This window comes from Sphingobacterium thalpophilum, from assembly GCF_038396785.1.
Taxonomy (GTDB): domain Bacteria; phylum Bacteroidota; class Bacteroidia; order Sphingobacteriales; family Sphingobacteriaceae; genus Sphingobacterium; species Sphingobacterium thalpophilum_A.
The window spans coordinates 1,331,444-1,346,899 of sequence record NZ_CP151087.1 but is presented as its reverse complement, the minus strand read 5'-3'; the positions used below and the strand labels follow the sequence as shown (position 1 = coordinate 1,346,899).

Sequence of the window (15,456 nt, the reverse complement as noted above, 5' to 3'; positions counted from 1 at the left end):
ATTCGACGCTATCGACTTGGCGCCTACGAAAAATAATCATTTAGCAAGTGAGGAAAAATGGAAAATAGAGCAGCGGGCTGATATTGTCAATAGGACAAGCTGGTCGTTGTTCTGCAAAACATGGATGACTAGTATTCAAAAAAAACGTATTTTCACAATAGACAAATTTTATCCATACCAGTAAGGACTAAAAAACGATATCAATGATCAAACAGAATTCGGCAGAGAGAGCCATTATTTACCTGAATACAAAAGAAGAATGGCGATTTTGGCTTGAGAACAATCATCACATAGCACAATCAATTTGGGTGATCTGTAATACTAAAAAATCAAATTTACCGGTGGTCAACTGGACTGAACTTGTGGATGAAGCATTGTGTTTTGGCTGGATTGATAGCACACGGAGACCGATTGATGCCTATTCATTCATGCAGTTATTTAGCCGAAGAAAACCCAATAGTACCTGGTCTAAAATTAAAAGAAAAAGTTAAAAAACTAATCGATGCGAATCTGATGACTCCAGCGGGGCATGAGGTTATAAAAATAGCACAAGAAAATGGTTCTTGGTCAATTTTGGACAGTGTGGAAGAATTAATTATTCCCCAGGATTTGGATGAAGCATTTCAACATTACGCTGGTTCAAAAGATTATTTTCTTGGATTGAGTAAATCCGTCAAAAAAATGATGTTGCAATGGATTGTTCTTGCCAAAAGACCAGATACCCGCAAAAAACGCATTGATGAGATCGTGGCAAGGGCGGCTGAAAAAGACAGGCCTAAGCAATTTCAGTAAGTTTCCAGTATTTTGAACTGCTATTTCGAGTGGTAAATAAAGAATTTTTAGTCAGATCTAAACATCTGGTTTTACCAATTCTATTGCCTGATAGGGCTGTTTAAATAGTGCTATTTTCATGGCTATTTAATAGCAATCTTTTGGAAGCGCTTCATTGTAAAACTGATCTTCAATTTTTCCTACAAAACGTATTAATTAATTTATACCAGTTCTACTATTAGTAGGGGTTTAACAGGGGGATAACAGGGGGTTAACAGGGGTATAACAGGGGTAAACCCTTGTTAACCCCTAGCTATATCCCTGTAAAAATGGTACTATTCCGATTTAACTTACGAACATGATCGCAATGTGGTAACATGGTTAGGGGATAAAGAATAGTTGTCTCAATAATGCCATTTTTTATATTGGGAATATGATAAGCGGTGATAGTGCGTGTTATATAATGATGAAACGATCAAAAGACTATGTTAAAGCTTATATGAATAGCAACTTGATTTGCTGTATTTGCTCAATTTTTGTATCATTGGGGAGATGATAACCAATGCAGCAGCTTAAGTCTTTTTTATACGCGTATCTCCAACTCTTTCTTTTCCTTTTCTTAGGGCAATCTTCAGTTTGGAGCCAGGTCAATACGTATGCGTTTAAAACCTTAACTTCTGATCAGGGCCTGGTCCATAATCATGTCAATTGCGCACTCCGGGATAAGTACAATTACCTTTGGTTTGGTACCGAATCTGGCCTGAGCCGATTTGATGGGGCGCAATTCACAAATTTTCGCTATTCTGCCAATAAACGAACCGGGCTGAGTGGAAATTCGATTTCCGCAATCTTTGAGGGACCAGAAGGCAATGTATGGATTCGTACCAGCAACCGGATGAATGTGTATGATCAGCGCTCAGGTATTATCATCCAGCAGCTTGATTCCATACTGACCCGCTTAAAGTTGCCCGTCAAAGACGTACATACGATAAGACAGCTGGAAGGGCAGATCTTTGCACTATTGTATAGCGATCGTTCGCTGATCTTGTACGATAGCCTAAAGAAAACCTATCGTACTGTACCGCCGTTGACCAAAAACAACCGAATCGCCGATGTGATAGCTGGGCAAGACCACACGATCTGGGTAATCTACGAAAATGGCCTGCTGGGCCATATTGATACGAAATCACTTCAAAGTACCAAAACCAGCTTATTGCCGATCAGCAATAAGCTGGTAAATTATAATCTATTTGCCGATCAGGATGGGGCGATATGGATCTTCTCAAAGGATATTCCAATCGGTGTATACTGGTTTGACCCGAAAGATGGATCAATTCAACATCTCCAAAAAGAACTATCCAATCCTTTTGTAGGCAATATCGTGCAAGATGATAAAGGGCATCTCTGGCTAGGAACTGACCATGGTGGGATCAATGTTTATGATAAAAAAACAAAAAGTGTACAAATCATCGGTAACGATAAATATGATTTACGAAGCCTACCTTACAATAGCATAACGGCTTTATATCGGGATAAGTCAGGTATTATCTGGACGGGAACATACAAAGGCGGCATCAGTTATTATCATCCCAACTTGTTATTATTCTCCTTAGTCAAGAACTATCCTGGACTTCCCAAATCACTTCCCTTTGACGACGTCAATAAGTTTGTACAGGATCGAAAGGGTAATCTCTGGATTGGGACAAATGGTGGGGGATTGCTCTATTATGATCTCAGTCAGAAAACCTTTACGCAATACCTGCATGATCCTCAGGATCCCAATAGTTTGAGCAGCAACGTGATTGTTTCCTTATTGCTGGATGCGGAAGACAGGCTGTGGATAGGAACTTATCGAGGTGGTATGTGTCGATTTGACGGCAAAAGTTTTAAGGTTTTCCACCGTGACTCGGCCCCCGGGAAATTGAATGATGATAGTGTATGGGAGATCTATGAAGATAGTCAACATCGGCTATGGATAGGAAAGCTAAGTACCGGCCTGTACCTGTTTGATAAAAAAACAGCACAGTTTTCGAAAACATATACACGGCAGGGCCAAACCATCAACAGCAATTATATCTCTGTTTTATTTGAGGATTCAAAAAAACGTCTCTGGATCGGCACAGCTACAGGATTGGCATTGTTGGCCCCCGACGAGAAGATTACTTATATCAATACATCCAGTTCGCCTATGAAACTCATGAATGATCTAATTTATGATATCAAAGAGGACAAAGCCGGTCGTATTTGGGTAGCGACACAAGAGGGACTGCATGTAATAGATGGTACCAAAATAAGCTATCTTACACAGCAAGATGGGCTTAGCGACGATGCAATCCTGGCACTCTTGGTCGATGATCAAGGTGATGTTTGGGCTTCCACAAACAAAGGCCTGTCGGCGATTGTCGGTACAGGACAGGCAGAGAAGTTTATCATCCGCAATTTTAAGCAGGAATTGGAAAACAGCCGGAAAAGGTATCCTTCAAGCGGATGTAAAACCGGGCGATGTGAAATATGTAGATCAGAATAACGATGGTATTATCAATGCCTCGGATAAGACAAATTTGGGCGTGGGCATGCCTAATTTTACCTATGGATTTAATATTGGACTGGATTATAAAGGATTTGATTTCTCGGTGAATGCCTATGGTTCCCTTGGAAACAAAATTGTACAGTCTTACCGCAATCATGCCAATAAACAAGCAAACTATACTACACGAATATTAGACCGATGGACCGGGGAAGGTACTTCCAGTACGATCCCCCGTGTTACGGAAACTAATGTCAATTGGCAGTTTTCAGACCTTTATATTCAGGATGGAGACTTTCTTCGGATCAGCAATGTGACCTTAGGTTATGATCTGTCGAAACTGATCAAATGGAAGTATGCTAATCAGATCCGCTTCTACGTACAAGGTCAAAACCTGTTTACGTTCACCAAATATGATGGGATGGATCCCGAGATCGGCTATGGAACAGATGGTTGGGTATCGGGTATCGACCTCGGTTACTATCCAAGACCAAGGACTGTATTATTTGGCCTAAATGTTAAATTCTAAACACAAGAAATCATGAAAAAAACGAGCTATATCTATCATTCCATGTTATTTGGATCCTTAATCTTAGGATCATGTTCATCCAGTTTTTTGGATGTCGAACCGATGACAAGCGTTTTGGAAAGCAATTTTTATAAAACCGTAGCCGATGCCGACATGGCTCTGGTCGGCTGCTATGATGGTTATCAACGGACGACCTCCAATGGGAGCCAGTCTTTCTATCTGACAGCAGAGGTGGCTGCCGACAATTGTTTTGGCGGAACAGGTACAACAGACGGTCGCTCATTTCAGGCAATAGACCGTTTTGATATTGCGCAGTCCCAATCGGACAATAATATCTTTGATGGTACCTGGTCTGATTACTACGCGGGAATTTTTCGCTGCAATACACTTTTGGAAAAATTGGACGGCACTGATTTTTCAGGCAACACTACAGCGCGGGCACGTATCGAAGGGGAAACGAAATTCCTGCGGGCCACCATGTACTTTGATCTCGTCCGTCTATTCGAAAACATCCCTTTGCTAACGAGCCCGACCAATGAGAATATTCCACAGTCGGACCCCAAAGCGATTTATCAACTGATTGTTTCAGACCTTAAATTTGCGGCTGCCAATATCCCAGCAACAGCTTACCCCAAGTCAGCTGCGGCAACCAATGATGGTCGGGCAACTCCATTTGCTGCTAAAGCGCTACTGGCCCGTGTTTATCTATTTTATGCAGGCTATTATGGCGGCGAAGATATCGGTGTCTCCAAGGCTGAAGCCCTAGCGGGACTCGAAGAAGTTATCAGCAGCGGCCAGTTTGCGCTGGTGGCAGATTTCAAAAATCTGTGGCCGGCAGCGAGTTATATCCCCAATGCAAGCAATAATACGCTAGATATTTCCAAATATGCCGGTAAGGGAAATCCTGAGGTTGTATTTGCACAGAAATTCAACAATACGTCGAACTACAACGGTTATGTTGATGGCAACCGCTGGGTCGTCTTTCTGGGCTTGCGCGGTAAAAATTGGTCGCCTTATGGCCAAGGATGGGGGGCATGTACGGTAAGCAAAAAGTTCTTCAATGAGTTTGACAACATGGATACACGCAAAACTTTCCTTTGTGCATGCCTATATCGTGGACGAGTTTGGTACGATCGTTCCTGATGCAGACGATAAAATCGAATTTGAGGTGAAGGGAGACGGTGCAAAAATTGTGGCGACAGACAATGGCAATACGACGGATCTGACAAGCTTCCAATCAGCTTCTCGCAATGCTTTTCATGGTAAAGCCTTGGCGATTGTCACGAGCAAAAACAAAGGTGAAATACGGGTAAGGGCAAAAGGTGAAGGACTAATTTCGGGGGTTATTCAGCTTGAAGCCAACTAGCTATTGCCCCCGTTCTGCGCCGGATCTGTATATTGTTTGTTCACTAATAAGAGCAAGGTTTTACCATGGTAGGACCTTGTCTTTTTGTTGTATCGTGCTATCGGCAATTTGTTAAAGACGTTGTTTCTCCATTATTACCGATAAAAGACTGTGGTAAGTACAATATATCCTAAAAAGGAAATAATTTGATAAATGTTCGTGAAGATATTTATATTTGATCAGAAGCCATTATTAGCAAATGATACCTGTATCGCTGACACAACAAGAAAACTTACAAGGTATTATTAAGTATTTTATCATAGGATCTTAATTAAAAATAGCATGAAAGAAAAAGAATTAAGCGAACTATCGGACCAAGAATTATTAAAAAAACGGAAAGATTTGCTGATCTTCAAAAGGTTCTCTGTAATATTAACCGTATTGTGCCTTCCGGTTGTGGTTTATAGTATTGTGAAAAAATAACTTTTCCTGTTTAAGAAGAACAAAGAGTAAATTAGGTGAACATTTTGTGATATATTTGTATTCTATCCCTAACAAAGCAAAGGAAAAATGGATTATGATCAAAGTATTGTTGTCAGCACTTCTTTATTTTTCACTAGTATTCTCCGTATTTGCTCAAAAAGCTTCTAAACCGATCTTCGGTACGTATGGGGAATATTCGACCCGTCTGACTCTAAATCTAGACAGCACATTTGAGCTTATTGAAGCAGATCCTATTTTCCCCTATACATTTGAATCCTATACGAATAGAGGAGATTGGGAAGTAAAGGGAGATACAGTAATTTTAAATCCACACCTGGAAAAAAGATTACCCAGGGTATCGGTACGGGAAAAGTCAGTCCAAAAAGATAACGATTCTATTTCAGTAACGATCAACTATTATTTGGAAACTTATGAGAAAAACGAGATGAGCAGTAGAACTCCGTTTTACTTCGAATTACTTTCCATATATATTAACAAAAAGAAAAATTATCGAAATATTGTCCATGTTCCGCAATATAGACATTGCATGTTTTCTTCCAGACTAAGAAAACAAATCGTTATTGATTCAACGAAAACATTTAATTTTCCGAGACAGGACGTTTACAAGTTAGGTGTATATTCGTACGGCTTTGAAAAAGCTATCGAAATTAAAGTCAATAATACCCAGGCCAACCATTACGAGATCACTGTTATACAACCCGTGGACAAAGAGCGGATGCCTAGGAGCAAGAAGGTTATTATCAAAAGGAGGCAAGCCTACTACTATGAATGGAATGGAAAGATCTCCAGTGGAATTTTCTCTTTGTCTCCTTTCGAGCGTTTAAATTAGTCTGTAAGAATAAATGTAAGTAACCAGTAAGGTTGTCAAAATCACTCCCGTGCTTTAATTTATCCATTTTAGGTACATAAAAACCACTAAATGCATTATTGTAATTGAATCTATAACTAGAGAAGTTATTTAAAGTATATTTGACCGATAAAAGGAAGTTATATAGTATATGCAGTAAGCAACTGTAAATAAATCCATATGGAGCTCTAGCATATTCTAGGATCCAACCCCTTGAAAAATAGAAAGCCAATAAAAATGGGATTAATAATAGGTTTTCAAAAGTCATATTGTAGCGCTTATAGTGAAGTATTGCAAAGATTATCGCAGACAAAATGAATATTCTACGTTGATTATATGTCCAAAATTTATTTAATGCATCCTGATTTTTAGAGTATGCGATACCGTAATAAAAATTAATATCGAAAAAAGTGAATCTTCAATAGTTGTTTTTTATAATCATAGCACTACGGCAAGTCCAGTCCATGTAGCTGTGAGAAATTCTAATGGACAGTATAGCTGGAAAGTAGGTGGGTTTAATTTTGAAGAAAACCAGGACTATTCAGTTTTATTTGAGCGGTAATACATTTTAAAGATAAACATTAATAATAAAAAAAATCACTTAAAATGTTTATTTTAAGTGATTTATAATCAATGGTGGTTATTGTTTATTATCGTTAATTAAGATTTACTTTCCGATACAGAACTTGGAAAAGATATTATCCAATAAATCGTCTGTAGAAACACTTCCGGTGATTTCACCAAGATGATATAAGGCTTGGCGTATATCCATCGCTAGGAAATCAGAAGTGACAGGATTGTCAATACCATAGATTACGCGTTCCAGTGAATCTGCTGTTTTTTGTAGCGCCTCTACGTGACGGATGTTGGTGACCATGACATCGTCGGTATTTAAATTTCCTAAATGTACACGATTGATCAATTCGTCTTTCAGTTCCTCGACACCGATTTGTTCTTTCGCTGAAATGTAAAGCGGATTAAGGACATTGTAAACCTCTTTTTGCGCCTCAGAAAGCAAATCTGATTTATTGATAATGGTGACAAATGGAATTTGTAGGCGCTCGATTTCAGGTAATTGCGCTTGTACTTCCTCGACTTTGTCCTGTGTAGGGTCAAATAGGTAAATGATCAATCTCGCCTGTTTCATCTTTTCACGGGTACGCTCAACACCTTTTGCTTCAATAACATCTGCCGTCTCACGTATACCTGCTGTGTCAATAAATCGGAACGTGACGCCATGAATATTAATTTCATCTTCAATGGTATCGCGCGTTGTTCCTGCAATATCTGAAACAATGGCACGTTCTTCGTTTAAAAAAGCGTTCAATAGGGTTGATTTTCCTACATTAGGTTTCCCGGCAATAACAACAGGAACACCATTTTTTAGGACGTTACCCTGTTCAAAAGACTGCACTAATTTTTGAACAATAACCTGTATTTTATTGATTAGATTTTTTAGCTGATCTCTGTTGGCAAATTCCACATCTTCTTCCGAAAAATCAAGCTCTAATTCAATCAGTGAAGCAAAGTGAATGAGATCTTCACGAAGGGATTTAAGCTGATTGGAAAAGCCGCCACGCATCTGCTGCATCGCCACTTGATGTGAGGCTGCAGAATTAGATGCAATTAAATCGGCAACTGCTTCTGCTTGGGATAAATCCATTCCGCCATTGAGAAATGCACGTAGGGTAAATTCTCCCGGACGGGCGGCACGTGCTCCTTTTTTGATGAGTAAATTTACAACGCGCTCGATAATATATTTGGAGTTATGCGTTGATATTTCCACCGAATTTTCTCTCGTATAGGAGTTCGGAGCTACAAATAAGGAGACCAATACTTCGTCAATGATCTCTTCGCCATCGCGTATGGTTCCAAAATGGATGGTATGTGATGCTTGTTGAAGTAGGTTCTTTCCTTTAAATATTTCGTTCGTAATTTTTATGGCATTTTGGCCCGAAACGCGTATGACAGCAATAGCGCCATTTGTTCCGGAAGATGTCGCTAATGCAACAATGGTATCTTCAGTGATATATCCCGTATTTGACATGGTACAAAGATACGTTAAATTGAAGTAATGGATTCTATATATTGCAGCACAAATTAAATTCATCTTGATCGATTAAACCTTTGTTCAAACATTGAAGTCATACCCATAGAAACGCTTGTAAAAAAGAATGGAACACAGGCAGAGTGGAATTGATTTTTAAATTTAAATTATACTGTTATGAGAAAGATGATATACTTCGCGTTGGCAATTGGAGGGCTGGTTTTAATCGCTCCTCAACAATCTTCGGCTCAACATCGTGGACATGAACGTGAATGGAAACAGGACAAAGAGCGTAGAAAATATGAAGAGAAAAGGGATAAGGAATATCGAAAATATTTAGAAAAACGCGAAAAAGAAGACCGTAAGTATCATAAAGAAGTAGCTAAGTCATACCGAAAGTCATACCGTCATAGAGCACCGGCCTGGGCAAGCGCACATCGTTACGATAGTAGACACCATGTATACTTTAGAGATTACAAAACATTCTACGATCCTTACAGAGGAGGTTACGTGTATATGCGCAATGGTCGTTGGAATTTTTCATCAAACGTGCCTTCATTTATGCTGAATGTCAACTTGGGAGCAGCCAATATCCGGATTGTAAAAGATGTTGCAATTAGCAGACATCCGGAAGATTTTTACAACGACTACCGTTGGGATTAGAAAGAATTTATCTTGTTGTTTGAATAAAAAAGCCTCACTCCTTAGGGAGATGAGGCTTTTCTTTTTGCTAATCTTCTTCGAAACTGACTTTATTCACTTCAAGCGACCTTATCCGCGCTAGCGATTCTATTCTTAAATCGGGCAATTCTCGTAATCTTTTGCCACCTTCCTGGAAGGATTTTTCGATAATAAATCCCATGCCCAAGACAGAAGCCCCCGATTGTTTGACGAGATCGAGCATACCAAAAGCAGCATTCCCATTGGCCAAAAAATCGTCTATAAAAAGAACATTGTCGCTCGGCGTAAGAAACTCTTTGCTGACACAGATGTCGTAGGTTCTATTCTTGGTAAATGAATGTACCTGGCTTACATACATATCGGCCATGGTGGTCGGTTTTGCTTTTTTTACAAATACAACCGGTAATTCCAAAAGGTAGCCAAGCATGATCGCTGGGGCTATTCCGCTTGCTTCAATTGTAATGATTTTATTGATCGGGAGGTCTGCAAAACGGCGGACAAATTCCACCGCAATAGATTTCATCAACACGGGGTCCATCTGGTGATTGATGAAGTTGTCTACTTTAAGTATGCCTCCTGCAAGACTTTTACCGTCATGAAGGATTCTATCCTTTAATAATTTCATGTTTTACTCGTATAAATATAGCGCGCTATGTCAAAATTTTGATTTATTAAACCTTAATCCATCTCCATCTGATAGAGGTTATTGAACTCTTCTTGATGATGTTCGAGAATTACCTTTCGTTTCATTTTCAAGGTTGGTGTTAACTCTCCATTTTCAATAGTAAATTCATCTGTTAAAATAATTGGTTTCTTAATCTGCTCCCAGTTACCAAAGTGCTGGTTTGCACGACGTACCTCTTGATTAACTTTTTTTACTATGGCAGGGTCAGTCAGAAAATCATCCTTTGTCATGCTTGCAAGTTCAGGAGCATCTGTTCTGGCCCAATCCAACAAATGGGCATAGTTTGGTACAATAAAGGCAGAAGCAAACTTCATCCCGTCACCGATAACCATTGCCTGTTCAATAAATTTAGATTCAACAAGCTTGGTTTCGATAGGTTGTGGTATGACGTACTTCCCACCTGAAATTTTGAACATCTCTTTTTTTCGGTCAATGATTTTCAAGAATTTTTCATCTTCCCACTTTCCAATATCTCCGGTATGCAGCCATCCATCAATGATCGTTTTATCCGTTTCGGCCTTGTTCTTATAGTATCCCATCATGACATTAGGGCCTTTTACTAATATTTCTCCGTCTTCAGCAAGTTTTATTTCAACAAAACGGACAGGAAGGCCAACAGTACCTATGCGTATTCCTTTGATATAATGATTGACCGAAATGAGTGGGGAGGCTTCGGTCATGCCGTATCCCTCATATAATGGAATTCCTGCAGCTAAGAAGGCACGTGTTAACTTGCTGTGAAGAGAGGCTGATCCAGAGGCAACGGTAAGTAATTCGCCACCCAATGCTTCATACCATTTGTTAAGGACAAGTTTCTTGGCAAGCTTTAGTTTGAGATTATAGGATAGACTTCTTTTCTCAGGATTTGGATCATATTCTTCTGCAACTGAAACAGCCCAATCAAATACTTTTCGTTTGAAACCACTGAGATCATGACCTGTTTTCATAATTTTCTCATAGACTTTTTCAAGAATACGTGGGACAACGGTCATGATATGAGGTTTTACTTCCTTCAGATTATCACCAATCTTGTCAAAAGATTCTGCGATATAGACCGTAAAGCCAAGATACATATAGGTATATAAAACCATACGCTCGTAGGCGTGACAAGGAGGGAGGAAGGTCAGTCCGCGGTCATAAGCTTTACAAGGGGTAATTTCTGCTGCGCCCAATACATTGGAAAAGATATTATTGTGTGACAACATTACGCCTTTTGGTTTGCCCGTTGTACCGGAAGTGTAAATCAGGGTAGCGAGATCTTCAGGTTTAACCTGGTCACGTAGTGCTGCTAGTTTTTCTAAGGAGCAATTGGAGCCTATATCATTCAGTTCTTTCCAGCTACGTGTTCCTTCCTGATCTGCGATACAAAAAATATACTTCAACGTATAGATTGAGTCGGTTAGATTCATCAGTCGATCGTACAGGCTTTTGTTGCTGACGATGCAAACCCTGATTTCGGCATCATTAAAGATATATTGATAGTCTGTATCCGTAATATTTGGATAGATGGCGACCACCACTGCACCAATTTGCTGGATTGCAAAGTCAATCAAATGCCATTCCATACTGCTGCCGGCAATGAGACCAACTTTCTCGTTGGGTTTCACGCCAAGTTCAATCAGCCCTTTGGAGAGGCTGTCTACTTGTTCAAGAAAATCTGCTGTTTTGATATAATTCCACTTGCCGTCCACTTTGTGGGCAAACATATCAAGATCGGGGTATTTGCCCATCTGTTGACGTGCAAGATCAAATAATCTAAGTTTTTCTTCCATTTCAAATCGTATTCTTTTAAGCTCCGGGGGAGCACCCTTCCTGTATGAACTTTGTTTTAAGGGAAAAGTTTGCAAACATAAATAATAGTTTCAAGAATATGGAATGATTTTGTAATTAGCTTGTTTCAAAAGGACGAAGGGGAGTTGGGTGATAGGTAAAGTGCTTTTGTGCTTTTCAAAAGTAGGGTGTTTCCTGGAAATCATTTGAGCATAGTTCCTTGAGTAGATGGACTTGATGCCCGCCAATTATAAAAAAAGCTAGTCGTTATCGACTAGCTTTTCTTCTTTGTTTTTCTTTGATCAAAAGCCCGAGCTCCCGACCTGTCGCTCCTGCGACGGAAGTATTTTCTTGTGCTCTACGGAAAAGATATGGCATCACCGCTTTAACCGGTCCATAAGGCATGTATTTAGCAACATTATAGCCATGTGCCGCCAAGTTAAAGCTAAGGTTGTCAGACATACCCAATAATTGCGCAAAGAAGATGCGATCGGTGGATCTATCGATACCACGTCTGTCAATTTCCTTCGCCAATAACATGCTACTGTCCTCATTGTGTGTACCCGCCATTAGCCCAAAGTTGTCCAGGTGGTCCAAGATAAATTCAATAGCTTCATTATAATCTCTATCTGAAGCTTCTTTATTTGGCTGGATGGGATCGGAATAACCTTTTTGTGCAGCACGGGCACGTTCGATTTCCATGTAGGCACCACGAACGATCTTAGCACCCATATGAAACCCTCTAACTTTTGCATATTCAAAGTCAGCTTTCAACGATGCCAACTTATCACTACGGTACAATTGATAAGTATTATATACAATTGGTTTCTCCATATTGTATTTTTCCATCATTTCACGTGCAATATCATCGATCGCATCTTGAATCCATGAATGTTCAGCATCCACCAAAACTTTTACACCTGCGGCATGACATGCTTTACAGATACGGTCAGTACGATCCAACATGCGTTGGTATTCTCCTTGTTCTGCCGCTGTTAAAGTTTCTTTGGCATTGACCTTTTCAAATAACTCAAAACGTCCTAATCCAGTTGGTTTAAATACCGAAAATGGAATGTACTTGTTTTTACTTGCCGCAACTACGGTACGTAATACCTCTTCGCAACAGGCGTCAAATGCACTTTCTGTTTCCTCTCCTTCAACAGAATAATCCAGGATTGTCCCTACACCATTTTCTCCCAATTCGTTGATTGCTGCTTCGCAACCCGCGATGGTTTCTCCACCACAAAAATGTTTGAAAATTGTTTTACGGATGATACCTTGGATAGGCAGTCCTATGTTCAGGGCAAAGTTGGTCATTGACGGACCTACTTTTGTCAAGAAGTTATTCGCTATTATTTTGAATAACCAATACGCTCTTTCCAAATCCTTATCGCTTTTACTTTTAAAAGCAATCTCTGTATTATCAAAGGATAATGTCTTGGGCTCAGAATTCTCAATCATAATCTTTATTTGCAATAAGGCAAATGTAGCAATTTAGTAAGCATTAAAACGATGATAATTCTTGTATTCCTCAGTGAAACCACTATTTTTGTGAAATGCAAGAATTTAAAATCGAGGGCGAATATATCCAGCTTATACAGTTACTTAAAGCTTTAAATTGGGTAGAGCATGGTGCTATGGCTCAATGGGTTGTGGCGGAAGGGTGTGTGAAGTATAATGGGCAGGTTGATTACCGTAAAAGACTCAAATTAAGACCGGGAGATGTTGTTGAATTTGATGGGATGCAAATAAAATTGGTGTAATATTAAACAATATTGGTAAATAGAAAACTTAAACCTTAAAGAATCGTAGAATGGAAGTCATAGAAAGTTTGGGCTATCAGGTATATTTTGATGATACGTTGGCCTCTTTAGAGGCATTTTTAGCTGAGCGCAATTACTCAAAGATCATCGTATTGGTGGATACCAATACCTTGGATAATTGTTTGCCGCTATTTCAGCAAGCTTTACCCAATTTAGCGAATTATGATGTGATAGAAGTAGATCCGGGCGAGGAAAATAAAAATATTGATTTCTGTATTGGTGTATGGCATAATATGCTCGATTTCGGAGCCGATAGACATTCATTGATGATCAATCTTGGCGGTGGTGTGGTGACTGATATGGGAGGATTTGCCGCATCGACTTTCAAAAGAGGGATGGATTTTATTCAAATTCCGACGACTTTACTTTCCCAGGTAGATGCATCAGTAGGAGGTAAAACCGGTATTGATATGGGAAGTGTGAAAAATATTATTGGCACTTTTGCACAACCCCAAGCTGTATTTATTTCAAGCCAGTTTTTGAAAACCTTAGATCAACGTCAGTTAATCTCAGGTTTTGCTGAAGTAATTAAACATGGACTGATCTTCGATCGGGCTTATTATGAGCGAGTGAAAACGTTGGAGATCGATCAAATCGATAATTCTTTAGTCAAACATTCTGTTTCAATCAAAAACCGTGTTATCCTTGAGGATCCGAAAGAAAAAGGACTGCGTAAAATTTTAAACTTTGGCCATACAATTGGTCATGCTATTGAGGGCTACTCGTTGTTGAACGATGCTTCACCTTTATTACATGGAGAAGCTATTGCAGTAGGAATGATTTGTGAGGGGTACCTATCGCATAAATTGAATGGTTTGCCTTTGGATGAATTAAACGATTTGATCCAAACTTTTAGAAAATATTTCAACGACTACACATTTGATTCTTCCATTGATACAGCCCTGTTGGATCTGATGCGAAACGATAAGAAAAACTTGTCCAATCAGATCGGTTTCGCATTGCTTGACCAAATTGGCAGTTGTCAATATGATATCTACGTTTCTGAGGAAGATATTATTGAAAGTCTTGATTTTTACCGTGAGCTAATCACACCATAATAAAACAGAAAAGCCGTGTATCGGGAGAATGCACGGCTTTTCTTTACAGCTATTTTTATCGCAATTTCGTTGCGGAAATTAGTAAACCTAAACTTAAATCATCATAATAACCATTTATATCATGAATAGAATCTTCATTTTTCTGTTTCTCCTGTTGGGGATGTCAGCTGCTGTTCAGGCACAAAGGCAAGTATTGATCTTTAGCAAGACAAAAGGGTTTAGACACGGAAGCATCGAAAAGGGTGCAGAGGTACTTAAGCAATTGCTTGATAAAGAAAAAATAAAATCTGATCATTCGGAGGATGCAGCTCTGTTTACCGATCAGGGATTGAACAAATATGACGCCGTTATCTTTCTGAGCACAACCGGCGATATTCTCGATAATGCGCAACAGGAAGCTTTTGTGCGGTATATCCAATCAGGAAAAGGGTTTGTGGGTATCCATGCAGCGACGGATACTGAGTTTGATTGGCCATGGTATAACGGCCTTGTAGGCGCGTATTTTGCGTCTCATCCTGCTGTACAAAAAGCCAAAATTGATGTGCTGGACAGAAAACATCCGGCCACCAAGCACCTCGATCCGATCTGGTGGCACAAAGATGAATGGTATAATTTCAAGGATGTGAAGGACGGATTGCATGTGTTGATGAATTTGGATGAAAAAAGCTACCAAGGAGGAAAAATGGGGGATCACCATCCAATCTCCTGGACCCAGAGCTACGATGGAGGGAAAGTCTTCTATACCGGGCTTGGACATACCGATGAGTCCTATGACGAACCTGAGTTCCAAAAACATTTAATTGGAGGAATTTTATCTGTTCTTCCCAAGAAAAAGTAACTTATTTTATAGTTGGCGTTTTCTTAAATAG

General features: G+C 39.5%; 15 protein-coding genes. 10 read left to right on the top strand and 5 right to left on the bottom strand.

The genetic code is table 11. The annotated features are described in order from the left end of the window. Positions 1-381 precede the first annotated feature (381 nt). The 6 genes from AACH28_RS06235 to AACH28_RS06210 all read left to right on the top strand — a co-directional run bounded on the left by AACH28_RS06235 (position 382) and on the right by AACH28_RS06210 (position 6,505). The gene (locus tag AACH28_RS06235) at positions 382-792 is read left to right on the top strand and encodes a YdeI/OmpD-associated family protein (protein WP_341832545.1); all 411 of its coding nucleotides are present in this window, start codon (positions 382-384) and stop codon (positions 790-792) included. A 541-nt stretch (positions 793-1,333) separates the two neighbouring features. Then, entirely contained in the window at positions 1,334-3,298 is a 1,965-nt protein-coding gene (locus AACH28_RS06230) for a two-component regulator propeller domain-containing protein (RefSeq protein ID WP_341832544.1), read from the top strand. Beyond that, entirely contained in the window at positions 3,276-3,827 is a 552-nt protein-coding gene (locus tag AACH28_RS06225) for a hypothetical protein (RefSeq protein WP_286766860.1), read from the top strand. The genes AACH28_RS06230 and AACH28_RS06225 overlap by 23 nt, the downstream gene beginning before the upstream one ends. Positions 3,828-3,839: 12 nt before the next feature. Continuing rightward, a complete protein-coding gene (locus tag AACH28_RS06220; RefSeq protein WP_341832543.1) occupies positions 3,840-4,970 on the top strand; it encodes a RagB/SusD family nutrient uptake outer membrane protein in 1,131 nt (376 codons plus the stop codon). Beyond that, a complete protein-coding gene (locus AACH28_RS06215; protein WP_286766862.1) occupies positions 4,927-5,193 on the top strand; it encodes a hypothetical protein in 267 nt (88 codons plus the stop codon). Before AACH28_RS06220 ends, AACH28_RS06215 begins: the two co-directional genes overlap by 44 nt. Positions 5,194-5,749: 556 nt before the next feature. Beyond that, positions 5,750-6,505 carry a hypothetical protein gene (locus AACH28_RS06210; protein ID WP_341832542.1) on the top strand — a complete coding sequence of 252 codons (756 nt, stop codon included), beginning with the start codon at positions 5,750-5,752 and terminating at the stop codon, positions 6,503-6,505. On the opposite strand, the gene AACH28_RS25495 is transcribed toward AACH28_RS06210, so the two are convergent. Beyond that, a complete protein-coding gene (locus AACH28_RS25495; RefSeq protein WP_407073643.1) occupies positions 6,417-6,905 on the bottom strand; it encodes a type II CAAX prenyl endopeptidase Rce1 family protein in 489 nt (162 codons plus the stop codon). The two genes, AACH28_RS06210 and AACH28_RS25495, sit on opposite strands and share 89 nt — an antisense overlap. Positions 6,906-7,190: 285 nt before the next feature. Then, positions 7,191-8,570 (bottom strand): tRNA uridine-5-carboxymethylaminomethyl(34) synthesis GTPase MnmE, encoded by a 1,380-nt coding sequence (gene mnmE, locus AACH28_RS06205; RefSeq protein WP_120334635.1) that lies wholly within the window; start codon positions 8,568-8,570, stop codon positions 7,191-7,193. Positions 8,571-8,747: 177 nt separating this feature from the next. On the opposite strand from mnmE, the gene AACH28_RS06200 reads away from it, so the two are divergent. Further along, entirely contained in the window at positions 8,748-9,233 is a 486-nt protein-coding gene (locus tag AACH28_RS06200; protein WP_341832541.1) for a hypothetical protein, read from the top strand. A 67-nt stretch (positions 9,234-9,300) separates the two neighbouring features. On the opposite strand, the gene xpt is transcribed toward AACH28_RS06200, so the two are convergent. The 3 genes from xpt to AACH28_RS06185 form a co-directional block, all read right to left on the bottom strand. Next, positions 9,301-9,876 (bottom strand): xanthine phosphoribosyltransferase, encoded by a 576-nt coding sequence (xpt, locus tag AACH28_RS06195; protein ID WP_317667231.1) that lies wholly within the window; start codon positions 9,874-9,876, stop codon positions 9,301-9,303. A 53-nt stretch (positions 9,877-9,929) separates the two neighbouring features. Further along, complete coding sequence (locus AACH28_RS06190) at positions 9,930-11,708, bottom strand: AMP-dependent synthetase/ligase (RefSeq protein WP_341832540.1); 1,779 nt, start codon at positions 11,706-11,708, stop codon at positions 9,930-9,932. Positions 11,709-11,973: 265 nt separating this feature from the next. Continuing rightward, positions 11,974-13,167, bottom strand: coding sequence for a proline dehydrogenase family protein (locus AACH28_RS06185; protein ID WP_182332650.1), 1,194 nt, complete (start codon positions 13,165-13,167; stop codon positions 11,974-11,976). Between the two features lie 95 nt (positions 13,168-13,262). On the opposite strand from AACH28_RS06185, the gene AACH28_RS06180 reads away from it, so the two are divergent. The 3 genes from AACH28_RS06180 (at position 13,263) to AACH28_RS06170 (ending at position 15,425) form a co-directional block, all read left to right on the top strand. Continuing rightward, positions 13,263-13,469 (top strand): RNA-binding S4 domain-containing protein, encoded by a 207-nt coding sequence (locus AACH28_RS06180; RefSeq protein ID WP_286831971.1) that lies wholly within the window; start codon positions 13,263-13,265, stop codon positions 13,467-13,469. A 50-nt stretch (positions 13,470-13,519) separates the two neighbouring features. After that, positions 13,520-14,587, top strand: coding sequence for a 3-dehydroquinate synthase (gene aroB / locus AACH28_RS06175; protein WP_341832539.1), 1,068 nt, complete (start codon positions 13,520-13,522; stop codon positions 14,585-14,587). A gap of 121 nt (positions 14,588-14,708) precedes the next feature. After that, the gene (locus tag AACH28_RS06170; protein WP_313154236.1) at positions 14,709-15,425 is read left to right on the top strand and encodes a ThuA domain-containing protein; all 717 of its coding nucleotides are present in this window, start codon (positions 14,709-14,711) and stop codon (positions 15,423-15,425) included. Positions 15,426-15,456 lie beyond the last annotated feature (31 nt).

Excerpts from the sequence above, each read along its gene's own strand:
- AACH28_RS06230 (WP_341832544.1), top strand. The coding sequence starts at position 1,334 with ATGCAGCAGCTTAAGTCTTTTTTATACGCGTATCTCCAACTCTTTCTT.
- AACH28_RS06220 (WP_341832543.1), top strand. The coding sequence starts at position 3,840 with ATGAAAAAAACGAGCTATATCTATCATTCCATGTTATTTGGATCCTTA.
- AACH28_RS06210 (WP_341832542.1), top strand. The coding sequence starts at position 5,750 with ATGATCAAAGTATTGTTGTCAGCACTTCTTTATTTTTCACTAGTATTC.
- mnmE (WP_120334635.1), bottom strand. The coding sequence starts at position 8,570 with ATGTCAAATACGGGATATATCACTGAAGATACCATTGTTGCATTAGCG.
- AACH28_RS06200 (WP_341832541.1), top strand. The coding sequence starts at position 8,748 with ATGAGAAAGATGATATACTTCGCGTTGGCAATTGGAGGGCTGGTTTTA.
- xpt (WP_317667231.1), bottom strand. The coding sequence starts at position 9,876 with ATGAAATTATTAAAGGATAGAATCCTTCATGACGGTAAAAGTCTTGCA.
- AACH28_RS06190 (WP_341832540.1), bottom strand. The coding sequence starts at position 11,708 with ATGGAAGAAAAACTTAGATTATTTGATCTTGCACGTCAACAGATGGGC.
- AACH28_RS06185 (WP_182332650.1), bottom strand. The coding sequence starts at position 13,167 with ATGATTGAGAATTCTGAGCCCAAGACATTATCCTTTGATAATACAGAG.
- AACH28_RS06180 (WP_286831971.1), top strand. The coding sequence starts at position 13,263 with ATGCAAGAATTTAAAATCGAGGGCGAATATATCCAGCTTATACAGTTA.
- aroB (WP_341832539.1), top strand. The coding sequence starts at position 13,520 with ATGGAAGTCATAGAAAGTTTGGGCTATCAGGTATATTTTGATGATACG.
- AACH28_RS06170 (WP_313154236.1), top strand. The coding sequence starts at position 14,709 with ATGAATAGAATCTTCATTTTTCTGTTTCTCCTGTTGGGGATGTCAGCT.